Below are 23,764 nucleotides of genomic sequence, written 5' to 3'. Positions count from 1 at the left end.
GGCCTGGCGGGAGGTGTGCCTCAGGCGAGGCTGAGGAAGAGCTTTTCCAGCTCGGCGACGGTGAGCGGGCCGGAGCCCGGCTCGGTGTCGGAGTTGCCTGAATCGGATGCGGCGGCATCCGGTTCGGCGGAAACGCAATCGCGCATCGCCGTGGAGATGATCGCGAAACCGGCTTTGTCGAGCGCCCCGGTCACCGCCGAGAGCTGGCCGACGACCGTGCGGCAGTCCGCCCCGTTCTCGACGGACTCGATGACCGCGTTCAGCTGGCCGCGGGCCCGCTTCAGCCGGTTGAGGATGCGGCGCTGCGCGTCGCTCATCGCCTCGACGTCGGCGATCACGTCGGCGACCACCTCACTGTCGACGGTGCTCATTCCGGGGCCCCGCTGGCGGTCGGCAGGCCGGCCTCCGCCCAGGCGATCGTTCCACCTGCGACGTTGACTGCGTCGTAGCCGCGCTGCTCGAGGTACTGGCTGACCTGGGCGCTGCGGCCGCCGACCGCACAGATCACGTAGAGCGTCTCGTCGGCCGGCACCTCGTCGAAACGCTCGATGAACTGGCTGATCGGGATGCTGCGGGCGCTCGGCACGCGCAGCTGCTCGAATTCGTACTCCTCGCGCACATCGAGGATGACGGCTCCGTCGATGGCGGCGAGTTCTGTTGGCTGGATTTCGATCATCGGATGGCGCCTTCTGCTTCGGTGAGGACTGCTTCTGTGTCTGGGGACGGGCTCGCGAGCGCGGCGGCCAGCTGGGCGTCGCGCCAGGTGAGGTAGCCGCCGTCGAGGTTGACGACGTCGTGGCCGAGATTGCTGAGCAGGCGGGCGGCCGTGTGCGCACCCTGCCCGACGCGGCAGTGCACGACGATCGGCCCGCTCGGCAGCTCGTGGTGGCGCTCGCGCAGCTGCTCGACCGGGATGTGCGTCGCACCGGGAATGAGCCCCTCTGCAAGCTGGCCAGGGGCGCGCACGTCGAGCAGGAAGGCCCCGGCGGCGACGGCGTCGTCCAGCTCGTGCCACTGCAGTGTGCGGTCGTGGCCGGCCGCCCGGTTGCTGTTGAGGTAGCCGAGCAGATTGATGGGATCCTTGGCCGATCCGAACTGCGGAGCGTAGGCGAGCTCAAGGTCGGCGAGGGCGGATGCCGTCAGGCCGGCGCTCATGGCCGTCGCGATGACGTCGATGCGCTTGTCGACGCCGTCCCGGCCGACAGCCTGGGCGCCGAGGATCAGATCCGTCTCCGGGTCGACCAGCAGCTTGAGCGAGAGCATGTGGGCACCGGGGTAGTAGCCGGCGTGGGAGAGCGGATGGCTGTGCAGCACGCGCACCGCGCGGCCGCGGCTGCGCAGCGCGCGTTCGTTCCAGCCGACGCTGGCGGCGGCGAGGCCACGGAAGCCGACGATCGCCGTGCCGAGCGCCCGTGGCGATGGCACGCCGCTGGCTGGCGCGTCGGCGATCGTGTCCGCAACGGCGCGGCCGTGCCGGTTGGCGAGCCCGGCGAGCGGGAGCAGCCGGGGCGCTCCGCTGACGGCGTCGGTCTTCTCCGCGGCATCCCCGACGGCGAAGATCGCCGGATCGGAGCTACGGTGCGTCGCGTCGACGAGGATCCCGCCGTTCGGGCCGATGGCCAGGCCCGCCTCGGCGGCGAGGGCACTCGACGGCTGCACGCCGATCGCGGAGAAGATCAGATCGGCTGGCAGCGTGATGCCGTCACTGAGCAGCAGGCCATCGGCGTCGGCGCCGATGCGCGCGCTGCCGATCACGTCGACTCCGAGGCGCAGGCGGATGCCGGCATCCACCATGTGCTCGGCAAACGGCGCTGCCATTTCGGCGTCCAGCGCGGGCAACAGCTGGGTGCCGCGCTGCACGAGGGTGACGCTCAGCCCGCGGGCCAGCAGATTCTCGGCCAGCTCCACGCCGATGTAGCCGCCGCCGAGCACGACGGCCTCGCGGAGCGGGGCGTCGTCGAGCGTGATGGCCAGGCTCGCCATGATGCGGTCGAGGTCGGAGACGTCGCGCAACGAGTGCACCCGGAAGTCGCCGTCGAGCGCGGCGGAGCTGCGCGGGCGGGCCCCGGGGGAGAGCACGAGCGTGTCGTATGGCTGGGTGCGGAGCTCGCCGCTGACGAGGTCGCGAGCCGTCACCGTGCGCGCCGCACGGTCGATGGCGATCACCTCGGTGCGAACGCGCACGTCGAGACGGAAGCGCTTCGCGAGCCCCTCTGGGCTCTGCAACAGCAGGGCGTCCCGCGAGGAGATGGTGCCGGAGACGTGGTACGGCAACCCGCAGTTGGCGAAGGAGACGTGCTCTCCACGTTCAAACACGACGATCTCGCGCTGCTCATCGAGCCGCCGCAGCCTGGTCGCCGCCGACATTCCGCCGGCCACGCCACCGACGATCACCGTCACCGCCCGCCGCCGTTCCGACTGTGACCCGTCGTTTTGCTGCTCGCCCACACAACTCCTTGCTATTGGATACCCCAAGGGTATCCAACCCGGCTGGGAGAATGCTCATTCCGAGCTATTCGAGCGAAACTCCGCCCACGTGCGCAGTATTGACCCCCACGCGAATTAGGGTGTGCGTGTGTGGCGAGTGGATAAGAAGACCGACGACGATGACATTTTGTCGGATTTTGACAGCGACGGTGCGGAGGTGCCGTCGTCGGCTGCCTCTGCCAACATGACGTCACCGCACACGCTGAGCCTGGGTGACCCGAGCCTCGTGGCCGGCAATATCGCCGAGAGCGAGTGGGAGCGCTGGCGCACGGAGCTCACCCAGCTGGGTGGGCGCTCGCCGCTGCTCCACTTCGACGACAACACCCGCACCCGCATCGAGCTGAGCGTGACGCACCCCGGCGGTCTGCCGCAGTTCATCACCGGCAAGACCACGATGCTCTCCAGCCTGATCCGCGACGAGCTGGCCCTCCGCAACGCCCGCCTCGCCGCCGGCGTGATCACCCAGAAGGGCATCGAGCTGCGCTCCATGCGCGGGCTCGAATCCGTGCACCTCGCCATCGGCCTGGCCCAGTGGCGTTACGGCGACCAGGAATACCTGGCCCCGCTGCTGCTGCGCCCGCTCGCGATCCGCCGCTACGGGCGCGACTTCGAGCTCAAGCTCAAGGGTCAGCCCTACCTCAACCCCGCACTCGCGCGCGCCCTGCAGGAGCAGTTCCAGATCTCGCTCGACGCCGAGGCGTTCGTCGCCCTGGCCCTCAGCAACGGGGCGTTCAAGCCCCAACCGGTGATCGACCGCCTGCGCGGACTCACCTCCCACCTGCCGTGGTTCAACGTGATGCCGCGCTTGGTCGTCTCCTCTTTCGCCGAGGTCGGCAGCACGATGTCGGCGGATGCCGCCGTGCTCGAGCACCCCGTGATCGACGCCATCGCGGGCAACCCCGGCGCCCGCGCCAGCATCGCCGGTGCCTACAACCCGGTGCTCACCCCCAGCCAGGATGCCCGGCCTCCGGCCACGGACACCCTGTTGCTCGACGCCGACTCCGAGCAGGAGAACGTCGTCGCGCAGATCGCCGCAGGCAACTCGATCGTCGTCAAGACGCTGCCGGGCACCGGAGGAACCCAGACGATCGTGAACGCGATCGGATCCCTGGTCAGCCAGCACAAGCGCGTGCTCGTCGTCAGCGCCCGCCGTTCAACGCTCGACGGCATCGCCCACCGGCTCGGCCAGGTCGGGCTGAACGGCCTCGCCGTCACCTGCCGCACGCTGCGCCGCGACGTCATCCAGTCGATCACCCGCAACGAGAAGGCGACCCAGCCGAGCGTTGGCGAGGTCGACGATGCGCTGGTGCGCCTGCGCAAGGTGCTGCTCGACTACCGCGGAGCCCTGAGCCGCAAGGACCCGGCGCTCGGCGTCTCGGTGCTCGACTCCCTCGGTGAGCTCGCCAGGCTCGCGCTGCTACCGACCCCGCCGTCGACGACGGCCAGGCTCGACCGCGTCTCACTCGAAGCCCTCGCGAACGACCGTTCCGCGGCCGCCGAGGCGCTGATCAAGGCCGCAGCACTCGGTGAGTTCCGCTACGGCCCTGGCGACTCGCCCTGGTACGGCGCCTCCTTCAGCTCCACCGCGGAGGCGACGGCCACCCACGAGCTCGCCAAGCAGCTCGACAAGGTCGAGCTGCCGCGCCTGCTTGAGCGGGCAAACGCGCTCATCGCCCAGACCCGGCTGCGTCCATTCGAATCAGTGGCCGAGCTCGGCATCTACCTGAGACTGCTGCTCGACATGCGGGAGAGCCTCGATAAGTTCCAGCCGGCGGTGTTCGACCGTTCGCTCACCGAGCTGATCGCCGCGACATCCGCCCGCCGCGATTCGCCGGAGATGTCCGGTTCCAACCGCCGGCGCCTGCGCAAGCTCGCCCTCGAGTACCTGCGCCCCGGTGTGCACGTGACCGACATGAACGACGCACTCAAGCGCATCCAGCAGCAGCGCACGCTCTGGCAGCGCTACGTCGTCGCCGGCTCAACGCCCGAGGTTCCCGTCGGCATCGCCGATGTGCACGTGGCGTACACCCGCGTCGCGGAAGACCTCTCCAAGCTCGACGCCCCGCTCGGCGTCGCCGGAACGACCAGGCAGCTCGCCGCCCGCCCGATCCGGGAACTGATCTCGGCGCTCAGCGGGCTCGCCGCCGACTCCGAGGTGCTCGCGAATCTGCAGGAGCGCACCGCGATCCTCGCGCAGCTGCGTGACCTCGCCCTCGACCCCCTGCTGATGGACCTCTCGCAGCGCCACGTGCCGGAGGCCGGCGTCGCCGCCGAGCTCGAACTCGCGTGGTGGCAGTCGGTGCTCGAGTCGATGCTCGGCAACGACAAGGCCCTGCTGAACGCGAACACGCACGTGCTCGACCGTCTGGAGTCGGACTTCCGTCTCGTCGACGAGGCCCACGCGGGAGCCTCCGGCGCCCAGCTGGCCTGGCTGCTGGCCGAGACCTGGAAGATCGGCGTCGTCGACTGGCCGGAGGAGGCCGAGGCGCTCAAGCGCGTGCTCCGCTCCGAGCGCGCAACGCCGGCCGCCATCAACGACGCCGCCCCGCACCTCTCGCGCGTGCTCGCCCCGGTCTGGCTCGCCTCGCCGTACGAGGTCGCCGAGATCACCGACCGCATCGCATTCGACACCGTGCTGCTGGTGGATGCCGGTGCGACGACGTTCGCAGAGAACCTCGGCGCGATCCGCCGCGGCAAGCAGCTGGTGGCATTCGGCGACCCGGTGACCCAGTCGCCGGCTCCGTTCACCACCGGGATCAGCGAGGCCGCCCTGGCCGATCAGACGCCCTCCGTCGACGGGGAGGACGCGGCATCCGAGAGCCGCAGCGCCGTCGACGCGCTGCACGCAGACTCTGCGCTCGCCCGCCTCGGCGAACTGCTGCCGACACTCACCCTCACCCGCAGCTACCGCGCCGGTGGTGAGGACCTCGCCGAGCTGGTGAACCGCCGCTTCTACGCCGGACGCATCGACTCGCTGCCCTGGGCGGGCAGCTTCCTCGGCCACGGCAGCCTCGCCCTGCACTACGTCGCGGGCGGCAACGGCATGCCGGACGCCGACACCGGCGCCGTCGAGAGCGTCGACGCCGAGGTGGCAGAGGTCGTCGCCCTCGTGCTCGACCACGCCGTCAACCGGCCCAAGGAATCGCTCATGGTGATCACCGCGAGCAACCGCCACGCCGTGCGCGTGCACCAGGCCGTGCTCGCCGCCTTCGCCAAGCGCACCGACCTCAGTGACTTCATCCTGCGCGACCGCACCGAACCGTTCACCGTGCTCACGCTCGAACAGTCTGTTGCGCAGAGCCGCGACCGCGTGATCTTCTCGATCGGCTACGGCCGCACGCCGCACGGCCGGCTGCTCTCCAACTTCGGCGCCCTCGGCGAACCGGGTGGGGACCGCCTGCTCGCCGTCGGCATGACCCGCGCCCGGCGCGCGATGGACATCGTCTCCTGCTTCCGTCCAGAGGACATCGACGAAGATCGGCAGCGCCACGGCATCCTGGCCCTCGCCCAGATCCTCAGCCAGACCGAGGCGCGCGAGGCCGAGGAACACCTGCCGGACGACAGTGAGCCCATGCTGCTCGACCTCGCATCGCGGCTGACGAAGATGGGCATCCGCGTCGAGCTCGGGCACCGCGACAAGCTCGCGCTGGCCGCCTCGCACGGCGGGCGTGCGATCGTCGTCGAGACCGATGGGGCCGTCGGCTCCTCGAGCCTGCGTGAGTCGCTGCGCCTGCGCCCGGAGGTGCTGCGGCGCCTCGGCTGGCACTACCTGCGCGTGCACAGCTTCGAGCTGTTCAGCGACCCGGATGCCGTCGCCCTTCGCGTCGCGGCCGTGCTCGACTTCCGCCCCGCCGCCTAACGGGGCTTGCCTGCGGTTCACCCCGTGCGCTCGGCCGAACGTACGGCCGTTGGTGGCGCGTAGGGTTGTCGGTGATGAGTGAGAAGCCTGACGAGAGCCAGCGTGCAGCGGATGCCGCCCCCAGACAATGGGTCGAACGGGTGCCGGGAGCGCGCCGCCGCGCACGGCTGACGCCGGTCGCAGGCACCGACACCAGCCCGGAGCCGCCGATCACGCGCGACGACCCGATCCTCGACGCCCGCCCGGCGGCCGATGGTGGCGCACCGGCATCCGGCACGCCGACCGCCTCTGGACCCAACGACGAGCGCCTGCGCCGGGACGTCCCGCCACACTGGTAGCGGCCGCCAGCCCGAACGGTGTTCCGGCACGCACAGAAGCGCCGACCGCCTGACGGCGATCGGCGCTTCGTGCGCACTGGATGCGCTACTTGTGGTGCTTGCCCTCGCTGGCGACCAGGGCGTCGCGGATCTCGCTGAGCAGGTCGAGCTCGGTGACCGGGGCGCTCTCGTCCTCGACTCCGGCCTTGCGTCTGGCGTCCTGGTGCTCCTTCATCTTGTTGATGGGGAGCACGAAGACGAAGTAGACGACGGCGGCGACGATCAGGAAGGTGATGATCGAGGCGAGGATGGCGCCGAACTTGATCGCGCCCCCGCCCGGCAGCTCAAGGATCAGGGCGCCGGCCAGGTCCTCGGCGTTGAAGAGTGCGCCGATGATGGGGTTGAAGAGGTTCTCGACGATCGAGTTGACGACGGCGGTGAACGCCGCACCGATGACGACGGCCACGGCCAGGTCGATCACGTTGCCCCGCATGATGAATTCGCGGAATCCCTTGAGCATGGTCGTTTCCCTTCGCGACGGCGATGCGTCTACTTGGGCGGCGTGGATGTGCCGCTCTTCGATGCTGATGATGCAGATGCTGATGATGCACCTGAAACGCTAGCCGACGAGGACGTCGATGCCGGGGAGGCCTTGCCGGAGTCGGAGGATCCACCCGAAGATGCCGCGCTCGACGAGCTGGCACCGGAGCCGGGGGCCGAGGGCAGGGAGCTGCCGCCCGAGCGGGAGTCGGTGCGGTAGAAACCGCTGCCGTTGAAGGTGACGCCGATGCTGTTGAACACCTTGCGCAGCTTGCCGCCGCAGATGTCGCACACGCTCAGCGAGTCGTCGGTGAACGCCTGGTGGATGTCGAAAGCGTTGTCGCACTCGGTGCAACGGTAGGAATAGGTGGGCACTGAGTCTCCGTGCGTATCTGTGTCACGCAGCCGCGCAACGTCGGGCCCCGCCGCAATCGCGGCGAGACAGCTACAAGGTGTAGATGCTAAAAGGTGAGGATGCGCGTGGGGGTGACGATGCCGTTCACCGGCTGATCGTGCACCTCGCGCGGAACCTCGTCGACGTATTCGCTGTCGAAGATCACCGCATACACCGGAGGACAATTCTCCATCGAACCGAGCGTCTTGTCGAAATAGCCCCGGCCCCAGCCCATGCGCATTCCGCTCTCGTCCACGGATGCCGCCGGCACGATGATCAGGTCGACGTCATTGATCGCGATGGGGCCGAGCAGCTCGCCGACCGCCTCCGGGATGCCGTGGAGGCCCTCGGTTTCCACGCTCTCCTCGCCGACCGTCCAGTCGAGCAGGCCGTCATCACGTGAGATGGGGAAGAGCACGCGGATGCCCTGTGCCTCGGCCCAGTTGATGAACGGCCGGGTGTTCGGCTCCATGGGGGTGGAGAGGAAGCAGGCGATGGACCGGGCCGCGAGATCAAGTGTGACGGCCTCGAGGTTCTGGGTGAGACCGATCGTTGCGAGATCGCGCTCGTGCTGCGAGAGGTTCTGGCGACGCTCGCGGAGTTCGGCGCGTAGCGCGCGCTTCGCCAGCGTGGGATCGGGAGACATGGCCCCATCTTAGGCGTTCCGGCTCATCCGGAGCCGGTGTCGCCCTCATGTCAGGGGGCGGTGCCCGACCCACGCGCGCGTGTGAGTAACCTAGGGTCATGAAAGCTCGCGCGACAAAGGCCGTCATTCCCGCCGCAGGACTCGGAACCCGATTCCTGCCCGCGACCAAGGCGATGCCCAAGGAGATGCTCCCCGTCGTCGACAAGCCGGCGATCCAGTACGTGGTGGAGGAGGCCGTCAGTGCCGGGCTCCACGACGTGCTCATGATCACCGGCCGCAACAAGAATGCGCTCGAGAACCACTTCGACCGTGTGACGGAGCTGGAGGCGACTCTCGAGAAGAAGGGCGACCTCACCCGCCTTGAGAAGGTGCTCGAGTCGACGGAGCTCGCCGACATGCACTATGTGCGGCAGGGCGACCCACTCGGCCTCGGCCACGCCGTGCTCCGCTCCCGCATGCACGTCGGAAACGCCCCGTTCGCGGTGCTCCTCGGCGACGACATCATCGACGCCCGCGATGTGCTGCTCTCGCGCATGCTCGACGAGCAGCAGGCGCGTGACGCGACCATCGTGGCCCTGCTCGAGGTCGATCCCGACAGCATCCACATGTACGGCGCCGCGGCCATCGAACTCACAGACACCCCGGATGTCGTGCGCATCACCGGTCTGGTCGAGAAGCCGAGCCGCGAGGAAGCGCCGTCCAACTATGCGATCATCGGCCGCTACGTGCTGAAGCCCGAGATCTTCGACGTGCTCGAGAACACGCCTCCCGGCAAGGGCGGCGAGATCCAGCTGACCGACGCCCTCGAGGTGATGGCGGCGGATGCCGAGAACACCGGTGGCGTCTACGGTGTCGTGTTCCGCGGCCGCCGCTACGACACGGGCGACCGGCTCGACTACATCAAGGCCATCGTGCAGCTCGCCGTCGACCGCGGCGACCTGGGCCCCGACCTGCGGGTGTGGCTCAAGCAGTTCGTCGGCGAACTGGACTAACGACCGTGCTGCCCACGTTGCGCGACGACACCGTCACGCTGCGTCCGATCCGGGTGCGCGATGCGCGGGCACTGGAACGGCTGCTGCTGGAGAACCGGCGCTGGCTGAGCAAGTGGGAGGCCACGAGCCCGCAGGGCATCGGCTCATTCGACATGCGCTCCGGCATCCGCAGCCTGCTCGCCAATGCGCGCGGCGGGCACGGGCTGCCGTTCGTGCTCGAGCATGACGGGGAGGTCGCCGGCCAGCTCAACGTGTCGTCGATCAGCTACGGCTCGCTCGCCTCGGCGACCCTCGGCTACTGGGTGGCCGAACGGTTCGCCGGCCTCGGCATCACACCCACGGCGGTGGCGCTGGCCACGGACTACTGCTTCGCGCAGCTCGGCATCCACCGCATGGAGATCTGCATCCGCCCGGAGAACGGTCCGAGCCTGCGCGTCGTGCAGAAGCTCGGCTTCCGCTACGAGGGCCTGCGCCGACGCTACATCCACATCGACGGCGACTGGCGCGACCACTACTGCTTCGCGCTCGTGAGCGAGGAGCTGCCGCAGGGCGTTCTGGCCCGCTGGAGACACGGGCTCGTTCCGGTGGATGCCGCGGCGATCCCGCCGCACGACGCGGCGCTCGCGGCGCGCCCGCTGCCGACGACGCCGCGCTGATGGGGGCCGGCCCAGGCCGCGCTGACCCCCGCATGCGGGCCGATTCTGCGAAAGCGGAGGGGCAATTCCCATAAAGACGACAAATCATCGGGGACACGCCCACGCGAAGTCGCGCCACATGCACCGTTCGCCCTAACTTAGAGACTATGGGTGCAGATGCGCTGGGTGGTGGAGTGTTGGTGGCCGCGGCTGCCGTGCTCTGGCTTGCCTACCTGCTGCCCACCTGGCTGCACCGTCGGCAGTACGTCACCAGCGAACGCAATGCGGTTCGGTTGCAGCAGACGCTTCGCGTGCTCGCCGAAACGGCGGAGGCCCCGCGCGAGATCGTCGTCGAGGCGACCGCCCGCAACGCCGTAGCCCAGTCCAAGGTATTGCGCGAGCGTGAGAATGCCGCCCGCGAGCTGGTGAAGGCCGAAGCCGCAGCAGCGGCACAGACGCGTCGCGCCGAAGACGCGCTGCGCATCGAGAAGCTGCGCGCCGATGCCGCCCGTGCCGCCGCGAACCCCGTCTTGATCGCCCGTGCCAAGCTCCGCTCGCTGCGCCGCGCACGCGCGGCCACCGCGCTCGCCCTGCTCGGGTCGATTGTCGCCGTGCTCGCCGGCGGCGTCACGGCCGCCGTCTCCGGCTCGTGGGCGTTGCTGGCGATCGGTGCCGTCACGGGTACCGCCGCCTTCGTGACACTCGGCACGCTCGCACGGGCCGGTCGCAACGCAGCCAGAGTCGCGCGAGCAGCGGCCGCGGCACCGGCCGCCCCCGCGCGGTTCACGCCCGTCGAGTTCGCCCCGAGCGCCACCGTCCAGCAGGGCTGGACACCCCGGCCCCTGCCGAAGCCCGCCTACCTTGAGCGTGGTTCCGTCGCCGCGGCCGCCAGAGCCTCCGTCGACGCGGCAGCCGAGCTGCGTCGCGTCGCGGCGCGTGCCGCCATGGTCGAGCGCGCCGCAGCACTCGACGCCGCAGCCACGGCCGTGTCGCCTGCCGCCACCGTGACCCCGATCGCCCGGCCCGCCGCTCCTGCCGCGCCGAGCAAATTCGCCAGCATGGGCATGCTGAGCGACCCGGGCGTGGCCGACGCGACACCCGGCATGGGTGACCTCGACGCCGTCCTGCGCCGTCGCCGCGCCGCCGGCTAGCACCTCTTACGTTCACGGGCCCTCGCCAAGCGCGGGACGCAGGCGTATGGTCGGAGCACAGCCGGATGCGGCAGCCCGCGGCATCCGGACCCCAACTGCGAGGTGAGCGATGAGCGAGAAGACCACATACACCGCTGTGCTGTTCGGGCCGGGCATGATCGGCCACGGTGACGAGATGCAGCTCGAATACGTCAACGGTGCCTATCAGCCGGAACTCGTCATCAGCTATGACGAACCGGGCGGCACCATCATCCGCACCTGGCGTTTGGGGCACGAGACAGAGGAACCGGTGCCCTACCGATTCGTCAGCGAGCAGGATGCCGGCGCGGAGGCTCACGTCGAGAATTGAGTCGCGTGTCGTGTGTCTTTCGAGGGTCGGGAGCGGTGCTATCGTAGAAACCGCACGGGCCCTTGGCGCAGTTGGTAGCGCGCCTCGTTCGCATCGAGGAGGTCAGGAGTTCGAATCTCCTAGGGTCCACGCACAAGGAAAAGCCCCGGTCATTGACCGGGGCTTTTCTGCACCCGCGGCGCCTGCCTAGTCCTCTGGCCCGTCGAAGGCGGAGCGTGCGTCCAGGATCTGCCGGTGGTTGTCGGCAGCCCAACCAACCAGGCTGAGCACCGGCTCAGAGAGCGAACGCCCGAGCGGAGTCGCCGTGTACTCGACGCGCGGCGGAATCTCGGCGAAGCTCTGCCGGGACACGAGCCCGTCGCGCTCGAGGCTACGGAGCGTCTGCGTGAGCATGCGGTGCGAGATGCCGTCGACGGCGCGTTGCAGCTCGGTGAAACGGCGCGGCCCGTCGTGCAGCACTCCGATCACCAGCAGGCTCCACTTGTCGCCGACGCGGGAGAGAACCTCGCGGATCACGCGGCTGGCGGGATTGTCGGTGCTGCACGTCGCTGCCCCATCGCTGTCGCCGTGCGGGGGCAGCTGCCTGGTGTCGATGGTGCGCGCCTGTTCGGGGCTCTCCATTGCCGTTCCTTCCATTGCGCACCTCCAGGTGCGTGACGAACCGGGAAGTGCGGGCGTCCGCCACAGAATATGCTAACAGACCGTGCGTTACGCACTATTGGGAACTATTAGCCACTTCTTTGGAGACACAATGATCATCGCCCTCTGGGTCGTCACCGGCATCCTCGCCGTCATGTTCGTAGCCGCCGGTTCGATGAAGGTGGTCAAGCCCTATGCGGAGGTGCGCGGGAAGATGGAATGGGTCGAGACCGTCAGCCCTCCGCAGCTGAAGGGAATCGGCGCCCTCGAGGTGCTCGGAGCGCTGGGAATGGTGCTGCCGGCCGCCACCGGAATTGCTCCCTGGCTGACGCCGATCGCCGCATTCGCACTGTTCGGGATGATGGTCGTCGCCGCGGTCCTGCACGTGCGCCGCAAGGAGTCCGCGACCCCGAGCGTCGTGCTCGGCATCATCGCCCTCGTGGTGGGCATCGGCTGGCTGGTGTTCGCCTAGGCCGCCGCGTCAGAAGGGCGCGTCGTCGCCGTCCCACCAGGCCGGTCTGGCTCGGGCGAGGACGGTGGCGGTGAACCCGGTCGGGGTGCTGACGGTGACGCGGTCGGTGCCGTCGGGATCGATCGTCTTGTCGAGCCTGATCTTGGCGAGGGTCTTCAGCCGGTGGTCCGGTGTGCAGAGTGGGATCAAATTGTCGATGTTGCTCGGGCCGTGGTCGCGGGCCCATTCCTTCACGTGGTCGATGTCAGCCATGGTCGAGGAGCAGTCACAGCCGGGCCTCGCGCAGGACGCGTATTTGATGGTCAGCCATTCCCGTTGGGCCTTCGTGGGCCGGTACTTGTCGCGGTCGAGGTTCAGGAGGGCGCCGTTAATGGGGTCGGTGCCGGCCCGCCGGAATGCGGGTGCATCCACGAAGAGCTTCGCGGCGGTGGCCGGGTCGATCGGGCCGTAGCCGTGCAGGATGGCCGGCTGGCTGCCCGGCTCGTTCAGGCCATTGTTGTTCAGGCCCAGGAGGCTGAGGATCGGCACGAGCAGGATCGGCCGGACTTTGGCGGCGGTCGGGGTGCCGTCCCCGGCGAGCCAGGCTGCGGCGAGGTCGGCCCGGATCTGCATCTGCGTGCGCCGATGAGAGGAGGGGCCGGTTCCCGCTTCCGCGCGGTGGATGTTCCGGGCGGTCTGGGTGAGACGCTCGGTGATGCGGATCGCGTCCTCGGCGGCCAGGTGCAGGTGCAGCCAGGCCATGCCGTCCTCGGCGGGCTCCAGGTGCACGCGGCGTTCGGCCATCGCCCGGTCGTGGCGGGTCTCGGCCGGTTCGGCCAGGAGACGTTCCTGCAGGGTGCGGGCCTTCTGTCGGAACGCGGCCGGGGTCAGCGTCGCGGCGGCGCCGGTCAGGATGGTGTCGTAGTGGGCGATCGCTGCCGGGTCACTGAGCCCGGCCAGGTGCTGTACGGCGGCTGCGGCGTGGGCGTAACCGGTGAGCCCGGTCTGGAACAGCTCCCAGAGCTGCGGCAGCGAGTCGATCAGGGTCTGGCCCTCGTAGGCGCGGGTGCGCACCGTGGCGACCGTGAGCTGCAGCTGCATGGAGACATCCTCCGCAGCGGCCCGTTCGGCCAAATCACGTGCGTCCGGTTCGGTCATGGCACCCGGCCAGAGATAAACGGAGAGGTTACGGCGGCTGGTCCGCAGCGCCCCGGCCAGTGCGGCCAGCTGGGCGGCCATCGCCCGGTTGCCCGCGTACTGCGCATTCGCCGCGGCGGTGATGGAGAACCCGACCGACTCCGTCGGTGACACCAGCACCGGCCCGGCATCCGTGGGCAGAACCGGTCCGGGCCCCTCCACGAACATCCAATCCGGCTCGGGTGAGGCGACTGCATCACAGGGCTCAGAGCCGAAAGCCCCGGGATCATCAAAGTGACGATCTACCGGGGCTTCCATGCTTCTGCGCATGATTCAATTGTAGAACTGTGATGCGAAGAAATCCAGCAATTTCTGAGTTTTTCTCGAACTTAACTGTGAGGTAGCGGATCCAACCGCACCTCGTGCACGATCGCACCGTCGAGGGTGCGCATCGTGAACACGAGCTCGTCGGATGTCGCGTTCGCGTCGATCCACGTCGCGGCCTCCTCGGAGGCGGCATCCGCATCCGGGCCGCCGCCGACGAGCTGCCCGTAGGGGAACTCCGCGGTCGGCGGCAGCCAGGCCGTGCCGTGGGTGTGGCCGGACACGACGATCTGGGCACCCCAGGCGACGAGGGCATCGTTCCACGCGTCGCGGCTCATCCGGCTGAACCAGTCGTAACCGCCGTTGTCGTAGTCTTGCTCGACCTCCTCGATCCAGCGCAGCGGAATGTGGCAGAACACGACCCGGTAGGGGGCGTCGCGGAACTCCGGCTGCGCGGTGACCTCGCGCAGCCAGTCGGCTTGCTCGGCCCGCAGCGGCTCGAAGGCCACGCGCCCCTCGAAGCTCGGGTGGGCGTCCGGCTTGTCCTCGCCGGTGTGCAGCACGACACAAGCGACCGGCCCGACGCGGAACGCGGTGAACGGGCGGCCCTCCGGGGAGGCGACGAAGTCCTCGAGCTGGTACGCCCAGGTGCCGCGCACATCGTGGTTGCCGACGACGATCGCCAGCGGGCGGTCGGCGCTCACATCGAGGCCGGCCGGGCTGAGGATCGTCGTGGTGAACCACGCCGGGTCGATCCAGTCGTTGCAGAGATCGCCGTTCCAGACGAGCACATCGACCTCGGGCGTGACGGCATCCAGCGCACGGAGCGTATCGTCCTGTTGGTGGGTGTCGTTCCACACCGCGAGGTGGGCGGTGTCGGAGGCCGCCGCCAGCGTGCGCACGGTCTTCCATGCGCTCTCGTGCCGCTCACGCGGATCCAGAACCGACTCCGTCACGGCGCGCACACGGCGCGAGGTGCCGGCCGGCCACCCGGCCACGCGCACCCGGAGCACCCGGTCGTCCTGCGGAACCATGCCGAAGGCATCGGCAGTCACGACTCCGCGCTCGCCTTCCGCTTCCCACTCAAGCCAGCCGCGGCAGAGCCGACTCACACCCCACACGACCTCGAAGCCGTCTTCCCGTGGCGCCATGACGACGGGTGGGCTCTCTATCAATGGTGCGGTCACTGTCTTCTCCTCGTTCTTGGGCCTGGTGTCTTCTGTCGTCGCTGTCATAGTGTGCCAGCGCCCGGGCCGAGTTCCAGCTCGAAGCGGAAGCGCAGCGCGTCGTCGAACCACATGGTGAAGTTCGTGCCCCAGATGTTGTTGTGCAGGTTCACGTGCATACCGTCATCCGGCTGGGCGACGGCGTTCTCGAATCGCAGCAGTGCCGGCTTGCCGACCGCCACGAGCGCGGCGTCGATCGGCCGTAGGACGAAGCCGCGCTCGCCGCCGCGGGACGCCTCCGTCACCGCGTGCAGGCTGCGGTTGCCGTTCCGGACGACGCCCTGTGGGTCGATGGGGCTGCCCAGCTTGTTCAACCGCCATGGGCCAGGCGCAGGCAGCGGGCGGAAGCCGAGCCAGCTCGCCTCCGGCAGTCGGGAGGCATCCTTGCCGGCAAGGTCGAGGGTGATCTGGATCGCCCCGACAGCTGGGAAGCGGTAGCTGAGCCGGATGTCGCGAGCGCCGCCCCACGCCTCACAGGCCTCATCGGGCAGCGCGAGGCGCAGCGCGAACACGGTATCCGCCCCGTCGTCGAAGCGCACAGCAGACACGACCCGCGGCGAGAACACCGTGGCCGGCAGTGTCTCGGCGATCGAGAGACCGGGCTTCCTGAAGTCGGGGACGGCCCACATCGCGGTCTCGTCGAGGTTGCGCGAGTACTCCTGCATCCAGCGGGCTTCGTCGCGTTCGTCGAAGGTTTGGTAGCTGTAGGCGGCGAGTCGGTGGTCCGGCCCCGCCCACTCCGTTCCGGCGGCGTCGATGAGCGAGACGATGGAGCCGTCCTCGCCGAAGCGCACACGGTGTGAACCGACGAGCTGCTCGCCGTGCTGCCGGAGCTCGTCGAGGTCGATCGCCACGGCATCCGCCGGCAGCTCAGCGACTGTCGGCTCGGTCTCGGCCAGCGCCGCGCGTGCCTCGGCGAGACGCTCGGGGGAGAGGAACGCGAGCGCCCGGTCGAGGTGGGCACGTTGCTCAGCCCAGGACCGTTCGAAGGAGGAGTAGCGCAGCCCCTGCGCGCCGGGGTGTTCGCTGTACGCCCAGGCGTGCAGGTCGAACTCGGCGGAGTTCGCGCTCGGGTCGATGACATCGGCTGCGCGTGCCCGCCGGAAATCGGCCTTCTCATAGTTCACGTAGTCGGGCAGGTAGGTCTTCAGATCTTCGCCCCAGGTGTGCTCCGGAATCAGGAGGAGGCCGTCGCTGAAGCCGTCGCACTCCGGAGTTCCCGGCAGCAACGTACCCCGCTCGATCCACGACGCGCGCAACCGCAGCAGCGCGCGCAGCCGCGCGGTCTGCACCGGATCGCTCGCCACGCCGTGGATCCACGTGTCGCCGATCTCCTGCTCGAGCACGGGGAGGGTCTCCCGCACGGCGAGCACGGCCGCCGCGAAATCGTCGAGTGTCGACGCCACGATGCGTGCGCCCGGGTACTCGGCCGCGAGTTGCGCGAAGAGGTCCTCGACGTCCTGGGCGGATGGCGGGCCGAAGTTGTCGCCCGTGTGGGCGAGGTGCATGGCGTCGCTGCCGCCGGGCACGATGGCGGCGCCGTGCTCGGTCGCACCGTAGCTCTGGGCGTAGTTGACGACGACCTCGCTGCCGTCCGGTGCGCGCCAGACGAAGAACTCGGGCACCTCCGGCACCGCGGACGCGCCGTTCACGCCCAAGTGCAGGTAGTCGATACCCGCCCGGTCGAGGAAGGGCACGAGGCCGATGGTGTGGCCGGGCACATCCGTCATCTTCGCGGCGATCGTGTGGCGGCCGAAGCGGTCATCGAGCCGACGGCCGATGGAGATGCCGTGCTCGACGAGGCCCGCATCCATGAGCTCGGTGTGCGTCGACATCGGCAGGGCGTGCCACATGACGTGCCCGGAGCGGATCGCGCGCTCCAGCGCCGCCCGCTCGTCTGCGGTGCCGAGGCGGAGCGCCTCGTGGATCAGCCACGAGCCCGTCGTCCAGCGGAAGCGGGCGGGGCCGCCTCGGCGTTCCAGCTCCTCAGCGAGCGCGATCGCGCGCGGCAGATACTCGTGCACGTAGCGCGAGGTGACGTTCTCGGCGTAATCGGTGAAGCCGAGATCGAGGTGCGTCTTGAAGACGACGTGGAGGGTGGTGATCATGCGTGCATCCAAACGGCGGTGTCGGGGGTGAGCGGGGCTTCTGTCGCGCGGGGAGAGGGTGGCACGGGGCGTTCACCAGCGTTCGTGACCCCTTTGTGACCTCGGCCCCAAAAATTCTGTTTGCGCAAACATAATCTTGTCCTAGACTTCGATGGGAACGCAAACATTCTGAAGAAGGAAACGTAGCGAATGACAAAGTTGTCGAACGTCGAGGGCGGGGAGGTGGGTCAGCGATGATCACCGATCTTCCGTCCTCACGCGCAAACAAGCCGGTGACCGGCTCCACCGTGGCCCTGGTATCGGTCGGGGGCCGCACGCGCCGCAAGCTCAACTGGTCCGGATGGTGGTTCGTCGGGCCGTTCATGGCTGTCTTCACGCTCGTCTTCGTCGCGCCTCTGATCTACGCGATCTACCTCAGCCTGTTCCGCGAGACGCTGGTCGGTGGCAACTCCTTCGTCGGCCTCGCGAACTACGCCACGGCGATGGTCGACCCGAAGTTCTGGGAAGCTATGCTCCGCGTCGCCACCTTCCTGCTCGTGCAGGTGCCGATCATGCTCGGCCTTGCGATGTTCGCCGCTCTGGCCCTCGACAGCGCGCGACTGCGCTGGGTGCCGTTCTATCGCCTCTCGATCTTCCTGCCCTACGCCGTGCCCGGTGTCGTCGCGGTCATGATCTGGGGCTACATGTACGGATCGCAGTTCGGCCTCGTCGCCGACATCAACCGCTTCTTCGGTCTCGATCTTCCCTCGCCTCTGGCCGAGAACCTGATCATGGTCTCGATCGGCAACATCGTCACCTGGGAGTTCGTCGGCTACAACATGCTGATCTTCTTCTCGGCGCTCAAGGCCGTGCCGATGGAGCTCTATGAGGCCGCGGAGATCGACGGGGCCGGTCCGTTCCGCACGATCTTCTCCATCAAGCTGCCCTCCATTCGCGGCGCCATCGTCATTGCCACGATCTTCTCGGTGATCGGCAGCTTCCAGTTGTTCAACGAGCCATCGATCCTGCAGACGATCGCCCCGAACTCGATCACCACGTACTTCACGCCGAACCTCTACGCGTTCAACCTCTCGTTCGCCGGCTCGCAGTTCAACTATGCGGCCGCGATCGCGATCATCTCGGGAGTTATCACCATGGTCGTCGCCTACCTGGTTCAGCTCGGCGGCGAAAAGAAAGAGGACAAGGCATGAGCGCCATCGAATCGGCTGCCCGTCCGGGCAAGGCCCCGAGCCAGCTTGCCAGCGGCCGGATGCCGGCGCGGCCGGCATCCAGTCGGCCGAAGGCCACCCCGCGGCACAAGCGGGCTTCGCTCACCCTCGGGCTCCTGATGACATTCATGATGCTCTACTGCCTCGTGCCGATGTGGTGGCTCGTCGTGAACTCGACGAAGACGATGGACTCGCTCTACGACTCCTTCGCATTCTGGTTCAGCGGCGAGTTCGCCCTCTTCCAGAACATCGTCGACACCTTCTCCTACCAGGACGGGATCTTCCTGCGCTGGCTTGGCAACACCCTGGTCTACGTCGTAATCGGGGCCGGAGGCGCCACGCTCCTCGCGACGCTGGCCGGGTACGGCCTCGCGAAGTACAACTTCCCGGGGCGGCGGTGGGTGTTCGCGATCATCCTCGGTGCGATGGCCATTCCGGCTTCGGCGCTCGCGGTTCCACAGTTCCTGCTGTTCAGTGGGCTCGGCCTCACCAACACTCCGTTGTCGGTGATCATCCCCTCGATGGTGAGCGCCTTCGGCCTCTACCTCGTCTGGGTGTACGCCAAGGAGGCCATTCCGGACGAGCTGCTCGAGGCCGCCCGGCTCGACGGTGCCGGCGAGATCCGGATCTTCTTCGTGATCTCATTCCGCCAGCTCGCGCCCGCGCTGATCACGGTGTTGATGTTCACGGTCGTCGCGACGTGGAACAACTACTTCCTGCCGCTGATCATGCTGAGTGACCCCCAGTGGTACCCGCTGCCCGTCGGTCTCGCCCAGTGGGCGGCCCAGGCGACCGCCATCGGCGGTCAGGCCATCCCGAACCTCGTCATCACCGGTTCCTTGCTCACAGTCATTCCGATCTCGGCCGCATTCCTCTACCTGCAGCGCTACTGGCAGTCGGGATTGACCGCCGGGAGCGTGAAGTAGACCGGTTCGCCCGGCACCCAGACCCAACACCCCAACACCAAGACCCCAACACCAAGCGAAGGGAATCACAATGGAATCAATCACCACACGCCGATGGGCACGCCTCGGCGCCGTCGTCGGCGCCAGCGCCCTCCTCGTCGGAGCGCTCTCGGGCTGCAGTGCTGCAGCCCCGGGCGACGACGGAGCAGCGCCCACCGAGGACGTCACGCTCACCTGGTGGACCTGGAGCGACAGCACCCAGGAGCTCGCGGACGCCATCACCGAGGCAAACCCGAACATCACCTTCGACGTCGTCAAGCTCGAGAACCCCGACGCCGTCGTCACGAAGCTGCAGAACGCGGTCAAGGCAGGCAAGGGCGCCCCCGACCTCGTTCCCGTCGAGTACCAGACCATCCCGCAGCTGGACATGGGCAAGGCCCTCGCCGACCTCAGCGAGTACGGCCTCGGCGACTACGAGGATGCCTTCACCGCGTCGACCTGGAACTCCGTCAATCAGCAGGGCAAGATCGTCGCATTGCCGATGGACTCCGGCCCCATGGTCATGATCTACAACAAGGACCTCTACGCCAACGCCGGCGTTGCTCAGGCTCCGACCACCTGGGACCAGTTCGCAGACGCCAGCGCGAAGATCCACGCTTTCGACCCCGAGGCCTACATCGCCAACAGCGGCGACGCCGGCTTCTTCACCAGCATGATCTGGGCTTCCGGCGGTCAGCCGTTCCAGAGCGAGGGTGAGAACATCACGATCGACCTGCAGGACGAGGGCACGAAGAAGTTCGCCAGCTTCTGGGGCGACCGCCTCAACGCCGGCGAGCTCTCCGGCGTCCCGACCTGGTCCGACGAATGGAGCAAGGCGCTCACGCAGGACAAGCTCGGAACCCTCATGATGGGTTCCTGGATGATCGGCGGCATGGACGACTACGGCACCGCGGGCAAGTGGCGCGTCGCCCCGATGCCGTCATGGGATGGCCAGCCGGCATCCTCCGAGAACGGTGGAAGCGGCCTTGCCGTCACCGAGCAGAGCGCGAACAAGGCGGCAGCAGCCAGCGTTCTCACGTACCTCGCCGAGGGCGAAGGACGTGAACTCGTGAACACGAACGGCTTCCCGTCGACCATCGCCGACCTCAGCAACCCGGAGTTCCTCGACCACCCGTTCGAGGCATACGGCGGCCAGCCGGCCAACCAGGTCGGCGCAGCGTCGGCTGAGTCGGTCATCGCCGGATGGCAGTACCTGCCCTACCAGGGCTACGCCAACAGTGTCTTCACCGACTCCGTCGGCCAGGCGCTCGGCTCCAACGGTGACCTGAACGCGGCTCTCGTCGAGTGGCAGGACACCCTGGTCACGTTCGGCAACGACCAGGGCTTCAGCGTCAACAAGTAGCACGGCGTCAACAAGTAGCACAGCACTCGGTCGCGGGGTGCCTGCCGTCACGGCAGGCACCCCGCGATCAGTAACACTGACAGGACAGCGAATGCCCATCTTCTCCATCGGAGACACCGACTTCCTCCTCGACGACGCGCCCCACCGGGTGCTCGCCGGAGCTCTGCACTACTTCCGAGTGCACCCCGATCTCTGGGCCGACCGCATCCACAAGGCCCGTCTGATGGGCCTGAACACCATCGAGACCTACGTGCCGTGGAACGAGCACGCGCCGAGCAAGGGCGAGTTCCTCACCACGCCGCAGCTTGATCTGGGGCGCTTCCTCGACCTGGTGCACGCGGAGGGCATGCACGCGATCGTGCGGCCCGGCCCGTACATCTGTGCGGAGTGGCACGATGGGGGACTGCCGGGCTGGCTCGTCTCCGACCCGTCGATGACCATTCGCAGCAGTGACCCGGCCTATCTGGACGCGATCGCGGGCTATCTCGACGCCGTGTACGACATCGTCCGGCCACGCCAGATCCAGCACGGAGGACCGGTGGTGCTCGTGCAGATCGAGAACGAGTACGGCGCATACGGTGCGGACAAGGACTACCTGCGCACGCTCACGGCGATGACCCGCGAACGCGGAATCGACGTTCCGCTCACGACCGTGGACCAGCCGGAAGACACCATGCTCCAGAACGGCAGCTTGGATGAGCTGCACCGCACCGGGTCGTTCGGTTCACGGGCATCCGAGCGCCTGGCCACGCTCAGGCAGCACCAGAAGACCGGGCCGCTGATGTGCTCGGAGTTCTGGTGTGGCTGGTTCGACAACTGGGGCGGCAAGCACAACACGACCTCGGCGGAGGACTCTGCCCGCGAACTCGACGCGCTGCTGAGCGCCGGCGCCTCCGTGAATGTCTACATGTTCCACGGCGGCACGAACTTCGGATTCACCTCAGGAGCCGACGACAAGGGCACCTACCGGCCCACGATCACCTCCTACGACTACGACGCGCCCCTGGCCGAGGACGGCACCCCGACCGAGAAGTACTGGCGTTTCCGCGAGGTCATCGCGAAGCACGCGAGCGTTCCCGATGAGAGGCCGGCCGAGCGCGTGGACGCACCGGTGTTCGACGTGCCGCTCGATCGCGCCGTGTCGCTCTGGCAGACCCCCGTTCTCGACGGGGTACGGTTCGGCCATGTTCCGACGGCCGCTGAACTCGGCTCCCCGCGCGGCTACTCCCACTACTCGTGCCGGATCGAGGGCGGCGGGCTGCTGGCCTTCGGCGAGGTGCGCGACCGGGCACAGGTCTTCCTCGACGGCGTGGCCCTCGGCACGGTGAGCCGCGACCTCCACGAGCGGATGCTTCCGCTGCCCGTCGGCGCCGTTGGCACCCTCACGCTCCTCGTCGAGCACATGGGTGGCGTGAATTACGGCCAACGGCTCGGCGAGGTCAAGGGGCTCATCGGCCCGGTCACGCTCGACGGCGTTCCGCTGACGGAGTGGACGGCCGGTGCCGTGGCCCTCGAAGAGCTGGACGCGGTGCGCACGGCCCTGGATGCCGCGCCGCCCGTCGCGCCTGGCGCGCCACTCTGCGGCCCCGTCTTCGCCTCCGGCGGCTTCGAGTTGGAGCGCACGGCCGATCTGTTCCTCGACACGAGCGACTGGGGTAAGGGAGTGGTCTGGGTGAACGGCTTCAACCTCGGCCGCTACTGGCGTCGCGGTCCTCAGCGCACTCTGTTCGTGCCTGCGCCCGTGCTGCGCGCGGGGCTCAACGAGATCATCGTGTTCGAGACCTCCGGTGCCACCTCAGCCTCCGCACGATTCGTGGCACGACCGGAGCTCGGTTCCACCGAGCAGTAGCGCATGCGCGCGGTGCGCCTACCGCCCGCGCGGGGCGGAGGTGCTCGCGCGCACGACGAGCTGCGTCGGGATGAGCAGCTTCGTTGTCTCGGCCTCGCCGTCGATCGTCGCGATGAGCAGCCGGGTCGCGCTCTTGCCGACCTCGTCGAAGTTCTGATGCACGCTGGTGAGCGGCGGCCAATAGGCTTCGGCGTCGTCGGCGTCGTCGAAGCCGACGACGCTCACGTCACCGGGCACACTCAGCCCCAGCTCGTGGAATGCGCTCATCACGCCGAGGGCCATCTGGTCGTTCGATGCGAACACGGCCGTCGGCATGCGTTCGGATGCCGCGATCGCACGGCCGGCGGCCAATCCCGACGCTGCGCTCCAATCGCCGACGATGATGGGCGGAACCGGGAGTCCCGCTTCCGACATGACGGCGCGGTAGGCCTCGGCGCGCCGCTTGGCCGAGAAGGAGGTCGCCGGCCCAGACACATGAACGATGTCGCGGTGGCCGAGGGCGAGCAGGTGCTCAACGGCCAGTCGGGCGCCCTGCTCCTGGTCGGTGTCGACGATGGTGTGCGGAAGCGCCGCATCGGAGTCGACGATGACGAGCGGCAACCCTGCGGTGAGCGTGAGCTCGTCCGGGGATCCGACCTCGGCCGACATGATCAGGATGATGCCGTCGACGGCCTGCTCTTCGAGGCGGCCGAACGCGCCGGCCACGTCGACCTGGGTGGGATCGGCGACCGGCAGGAGTGTCGTGGTGTATCCGGCCGCGGCGGCGGCGAAGGCGATGGCGTCCAGCGTGCGCTCATTGCCGAGTGTCCGCAGGTTGAAGGTGACGACGCCGATGCTGCGGAAGCGACCGGACTTCAGATTGCGGGCGGCACTGTTCGGCCGGTAGCCGAGGGCTTGCATGGACGCGAGCACGCGGTCGCGCGTGGCGGGCCGCACATTCGTCTGCGAGTTCGCGACGCGTGACACCGTCTGCGCTGAGACGCCGGCGTGGATCGCGACGTCGTTGATCGACGCACGTGCACGGGGGAGGGAGTGCGCATTCGGAGTCGTCGAGTTCATGGTTGCGTAAACACTATCGGAGCACGGTGGTGAAAGAAAGCCGTGCGACACCGCGCCCCGGGTCTGCCGTCGAATGATCCATGTCG

General features: G+C 68.3%; 22 protein-coding genes and 1 tRNA gene. 12 read left to right on the top strand and 11 right to left on the bottom strand.

Translation table 11 applies throughout. The features are described 5' to 3' along the window. Positions 1-20: 20 nt before the first annotated feature. Genes ASC66_RS07345 through ASC66_RS07335 form a run of 3 tightly spaced genes read right to left on the bottom strand, consistent with a single transcriptional unit; the run spans position 21 to position 2,448 of the window. Positions 21-371, bottom strand: coding sequence for a metal-sensitive transcriptional regulator (locus ASC66_RS07345; RefSeq protein WP_082492130.1), 351 nt, complete (start codon positions 369-371; stop codon positions 21-23). Next, positions 368-676: a rhodanese-like domain-containing protein gene (locus ASC66_RS07340; protein WP_055837052.1), complete on the bottom strand. Its 309-nt coding sequence runs from the start codon at positions 674-676 to the stop codon at positions 368-370. The genes ASC66_RS07345 and ASC66_RS07340 overlap by 4 nt, the downstream gene beginning before the upstream one ends. Continuing rightward, positions 673-2,448 (bottom strand): FAD-dependent oxidoreductase, encoded by a 1,776-nt coding sequence (locus ASC66_RS07335; RefSeq protein WP_286145584.1) that lies wholly within the window; start codon positions 2,446-2,448, stop codon positions 673-675. The genes ASC66_RS07340 and ASC66_RS07335 overlap by 4 nt, the downstream gene beginning before the upstream one ends. Positions 2,449-2,671: 223 nt before the next feature. On the opposite strand from ASC66_RS07335, the gene ASC66_RS07330 reads away from it, so the two are divergent. Together ASC66_RS07330 and ASC66_RS07325 are read left to right on the top strand one after the other, a co-directional pair. Beyond that, a complete protein-coding gene (locus tag ASC66_RS07330) occupies positions 2,672-6,346 on the top strand; it encodes an AAA family ATPase (RefSeq protein ID WP_235496761.1) in 3,675 nt (1,224 codons plus the stop codon). A gap of 74 nt (positions 6,347-6,420) precedes the next feature. Continuing rightward, positions 6,421-6,684: a hypothetical protein gene (locus ASC66_RS07325; protein ID WP_055838350.1), complete on the top strand. Its 264-nt coding sequence runs from the start codon at positions 6,421-6,423 to the stop codon at positions 6,682-6,684. An 85-nt stretch (positions 6,685-6,769) separates the two neighbouring features. Here ASC66_RS07325 and mscL read toward each other — a convergent pair whose 3' ends face one another. The 3 genes from mscL to ASC66_RS07310 all read right to left on the bottom strand — a co-directional run bounded on the left by mscL (position 6,770) and on the right by ASC66_RS07310 (position 8,243). After that, the gene (gene mscL / locus ASC66_RS07320; RefSeq protein WP_055837049.1) at positions 6,770-7,183 is read right to left on the bottom strand and encodes a large conductance mechanosensitive channel protein MscL; all 414 of its coding nucleotides are present in this window, start codon (positions 7,181-7,183) and stop codon (positions 6,770-6,772) included. A 29-nt stretch (positions 7,184-7,212) separates the two neighbouring features. Continuing rightward, the gene (locus ASC66_RS07315) at positions 7,213-7,578 is read right to left on the bottom strand and encodes an FmdB family zinc ribbon protein (protein WP_055837044.1); all 366 of its coding nucleotides are present in this window, start codon (positions 7,576-7,578) and stop codon (positions 7,213-7,215) included. Between the two features lie 86 nt (positions 7,579-7,664). Continuing rightward, a complete protein-coding gene (locus ASC66_RS07310; protein ID WP_055837041.1) occupies positions 7,665-8,243 on the bottom strand; it encodes a 5-formyltetrahydrofolate cyclo-ligase in 579 nt (192 codons plus the stop codon). A 98-nt stretch (positions 8,244-8,341) separates the two neighbouring features. Here ASC66_RS07310 and galU point away from each other — a divergent pair, with 98 nt between their 5' ends. The 5 genes from galU (at position 8,342) to ASC66_RS07285 (ending at position 11,499) form a co-directional block, all read left to right on the top strand. Next, entirely contained in the window at positions 8,342-9,235 is an 894-nt protein-coding gene (gene galU, locus ASC66_RS07305) for a UTP--glucose-1-phosphate uridylyltransferase GalU (RefSeq protein WP_055837040.1), read from the top strand. Between the two features lie 5 nt (positions 9,236-9,240). Then, a complete protein-coding gene (locus tag ASC66_RS07300; protein WP_235496760.1) occupies positions 9,241-9,891 on the top strand; it encodes a GNAT family N-acetyltransferase in 651 nt (216 codons plus the stop codon). Between the two features lie 146 nt (positions 9,892-10,037). Next, entirely contained in the window at positions 10,038-11,021 is a 984-nt protein-coding gene (locus ASC66_RS07295; RefSeq protein ID WP_082492129.1) for a hypothetical protein, read from the top strand. A gap of 109 nt (positions 11,022-11,130) precedes the next feature. Continuing rightward, positions 11,131-11,370: a hypothetical protein gene (locus ASC66_RS07290; protein WP_055837034.1), complete on the top strand. Its 240-nt coding sequence runs from the start codon at positions 11,131-11,133 to the stop codon at positions 11,368-11,370. Between the two features lie 56 nt (positions 11,371-11,426). Beyond that, positions 11,427-11,499 (top strand) — tRNA-Ala (locus ASC66_RS07285). A gap of 57 nt (positions 11,500-11,556) precedes the next feature. On the opposite strand, the gene ASC66_RS07280 is transcribed toward ASC66_RS07285, so the two are convergent. Continuing rightward, on the bottom strand, positions 11,557-11,991 hold the full coding sequence (locus ASC66_RS07280) for a winged helix-turn-helix transcriptional regulator (protein WP_082492128.1): 435 nt from the start codon (positions 11,989-11,991) through the stop codon (positions 11,557-11,559). 130 nt (positions 11,992-12,121) lie between these two features. Between ASC66_RS07280 and ASC66_RS07275 the strand changes: the two genes are divergently transcribed. Beyond that, the gene (locus ASC66_RS07275; RefSeq protein ID WP_055837032.1) at positions 12,122-12,481 is read left to right on the top strand and encodes a DoxX family protein; all 360 of its coding nucleotides are present in this window, start codon (positions 12,122-12,124) and stop codon (positions 12,479-12,481) included. Between the two features lie 9 nt (positions 12,482-12,490). Here ASC66_RS07275 and ASC66_RS07270 read toward each other — a convergent pair whose 3' ends face one another. The 3 genes from ASC66_RS07270 to ASC66_RS07260 form a co-directional block, all read right to left on the bottom strand. After that, a complete protein-coding gene (locus ASC66_RS07270; protein WP_162243486.1) occupies positions 12,491-13,819 on the bottom strand; it encodes an HNH endonuclease signature motif containing protein in 1,329 nt (442 codons plus the stop codon). 167 nt (positions 13,820-13,986) lie between these two features. Then, positions 13,987-15,108, bottom strand: coding sequence for a metallophosphoesterase family protein (locus tag ASC66_RS07265; protein ID WP_162243485.1), 1,122 nt, complete (start codon positions 15,106-15,108; stop codon positions 13,987-13,989). A gap of 44 nt (positions 15,109-15,152) precedes the next feature. After that, positions 15,153-17,255: a DUF5054 domain-containing protein gene (locus ASC66_RS07260; RefSeq protein ID WP_055837023.1), complete on the bottom strand. Its 2,103-nt coding sequence runs from the start codon at positions 17,253-17,255 to the stop codon at positions 15,153-15,155. A 233-nt stretch (positions 17,256-17,488) separates the two neighbouring features. Between ASC66_RS07260 and ASC66_RS07255 the strand changes: the two genes are divergently transcribed. The 4 genes from ASC66_RS07255 (at position 17,489) to ASC66_RS07240 (ending at position 22,619) form a co-directional block, all read left to right on the top strand. After that, the gene (locus ASC66_RS07255; protein WP_082492125.1) at positions 17,489-18,445 is read left to right on the top strand and encodes a carbohydrate ABC transporter permease; all 957 of its coding nucleotides are present in this window, start codon (positions 17,489-17,491) and stop codon (positions 18,443-18,445) included. A gap of 59 nt (positions 18,446-18,504) precedes the next feature. After that, positions 18,505-19,389, top strand: a complete 885-nt coding sequence (locus ASC66_RS07250) for a carbohydrate ABC transporter permease (RefSeq protein WP_502691596.1) — start codon at positions 18,505-18,507, stop codon at positions 19,387-19,389. Positions 19,390-19,459: 70 nt separating this feature from the next. Then, entirely contained in the window at positions 19,460-20,770 is a 1,311-nt protein-coding gene (locus ASC66_RS07245; protein ID WP_055837020.1) for an ABC transporter substrate-binding protein, read from the top strand. Between the two features lie 91 nt (positions 20,771-20,861). Beyond that, entirely contained in the window at positions 20,862-22,619 is a 1,758-nt protein-coding gene (locus tag ASC66_RS07240) for a glycoside hydrolase family 35 protein (protein ID WP_055837018.1), read from the top strand. A gap of 18 nt (positions 22,620-22,637) precedes the next feature. Here the strand turns inward: ASC66_RS07240 and ASC66_RS07235 are convergent, their stop codons facing one another. Further along, entirely contained in the window at positions 22,638-23,678 is a 1,041-nt protein-coding gene (locus tag ASC66_RS07235; RefSeq protein ID WP_055837015.1) for a LacI family DNA-binding transcriptional regulator, read from the bottom strand. Positions 23,679-23,764 lie beyond the last annotated feature (86 nt).

The organism is Leifsonia sp. Root4, assembly GCF_001425085.1.
Classification (GTDB): Bacteria; Actinomycetota; Actinomycetes; order Actinomycetales; family Microbacteriaceae; genus Microterricola.
Note: the sequence above shows the minus strand (reverse complement) of the source record. Positions and strands in the feature narration are given on the sequence as shown.

Coding starts and splice junctions, on each gene's coding strand:
- galU (WP_055837040.1), top strand. CDS start 8,342: ATGAAAGCTCGCGCGACAAAGGCCGTCATTCCCGCCGCAGGACTCGGA.
- ASC66_RS07340 (WP_055837052.1), bottom strand. CDS start 676: ATGATCGAAATCCAGCCAACAGAACTCGCCGCCATCGACGGAGCCGTC.
- ASC66_RS07295 (WP_082492129.1), top strand. CDS start 10,038: ATGGGTGCAGATGCGCTGGGTGGTGGAGTGTTGGTGGCCGCGGCTGCC.
- ASC66_RS07280 (WP_082492128.1), bottom strand. CDS start 11,991: ATGGAGAGCCCCGAACAGGCGCGCACCATCGACACCAGGCAGCTGCCC.
- ASC66_RS07255 (WP_082492125.1), top strand. CDS start 17,489: ATGATCACCGATCTTCCGTCCTCACGCGCAAACAAGCCGGTGACCGGC.
- ASC66_RS07310 (WP_055837041.1), bottom strand. CDS start 8,243: ATGTCTCCCGATCCCACGCTGGCGAAGCGCGCGCTACGCGCCGAACTC.
- ASC66_RS07325 (WP_055838350.1), top strand. CDS start 6,421: ATGAGTGAGAAGCCTGACGAGAGCCAGCGTGCAGCGGATGCCGCCCCC.
- ASC66_RS07275 (WP_055837032.1), top strand. CDS start 12,122: ATGATCATCGCCCTCTGGGTCGTCACCGGCATCCTCGCCGTCATGTTC.
- ASC66_RS07345 (WP_082492130.1), bottom strand. CDS start 371: ATGAGCACCGTCGACAGTGAGGTGGTCGCCGACGTGATCGCCGACGTC.
- ASC66_RS07330 (WP_235496761.1), top strand. CDS start 2,672: ATGACGTCACCGCACACGCTGAGCCTGGGTGACCCGAGCCTCGTGGCC.
- mscL (WP_055837049.1), bottom strand. CDS start 7,183: ATGCTCAAGGGATTCCGCGAATTCATCATGCGGGGCAACGTGATCGAC.
- ASC66_RS07240 (WP_055837018.1), top strand. CDS start 20,862: ATGCCCATCTTCTCCATCGGAGACACCGACTTCCTCCTCGACGACGCG.
- ASC66_RS07290 (WP_055837034.1), top strand. CDS start 11,131: ATGAGCGAGAAGACCACATACACCGCTGTGCTGTTCGGGCCGGGCATG.
- ASC66_RS07260 (WP_055837023.1), bottom strand. CDS start 17,255: ATGATCACCACCCTCCACGTCGTCTTCAAGACGCACCTCGATCTCGGC.
- ASC66_RS07235 (WP_055837015.1), bottom strand. CDS start 23,678: ATGAACTCGACGACTCCGAATGCGCACTCCCTCCCCCGTGCACGTGCG.
- ASC66_RS07245 (WP_055837020.1), top strand. CDS start 19,460: ATGGAATCAATCACCACACGCCGATGGGCACGCCTCGGCGCCGTCGTC.
- ASC66_RS07250 (WP_502691596.1), top strand. CDS start 18,505: ATGCCGGCGCGGCCGGCATCCAGTCGGCCGAAGGCCACCCCGCGGCAC.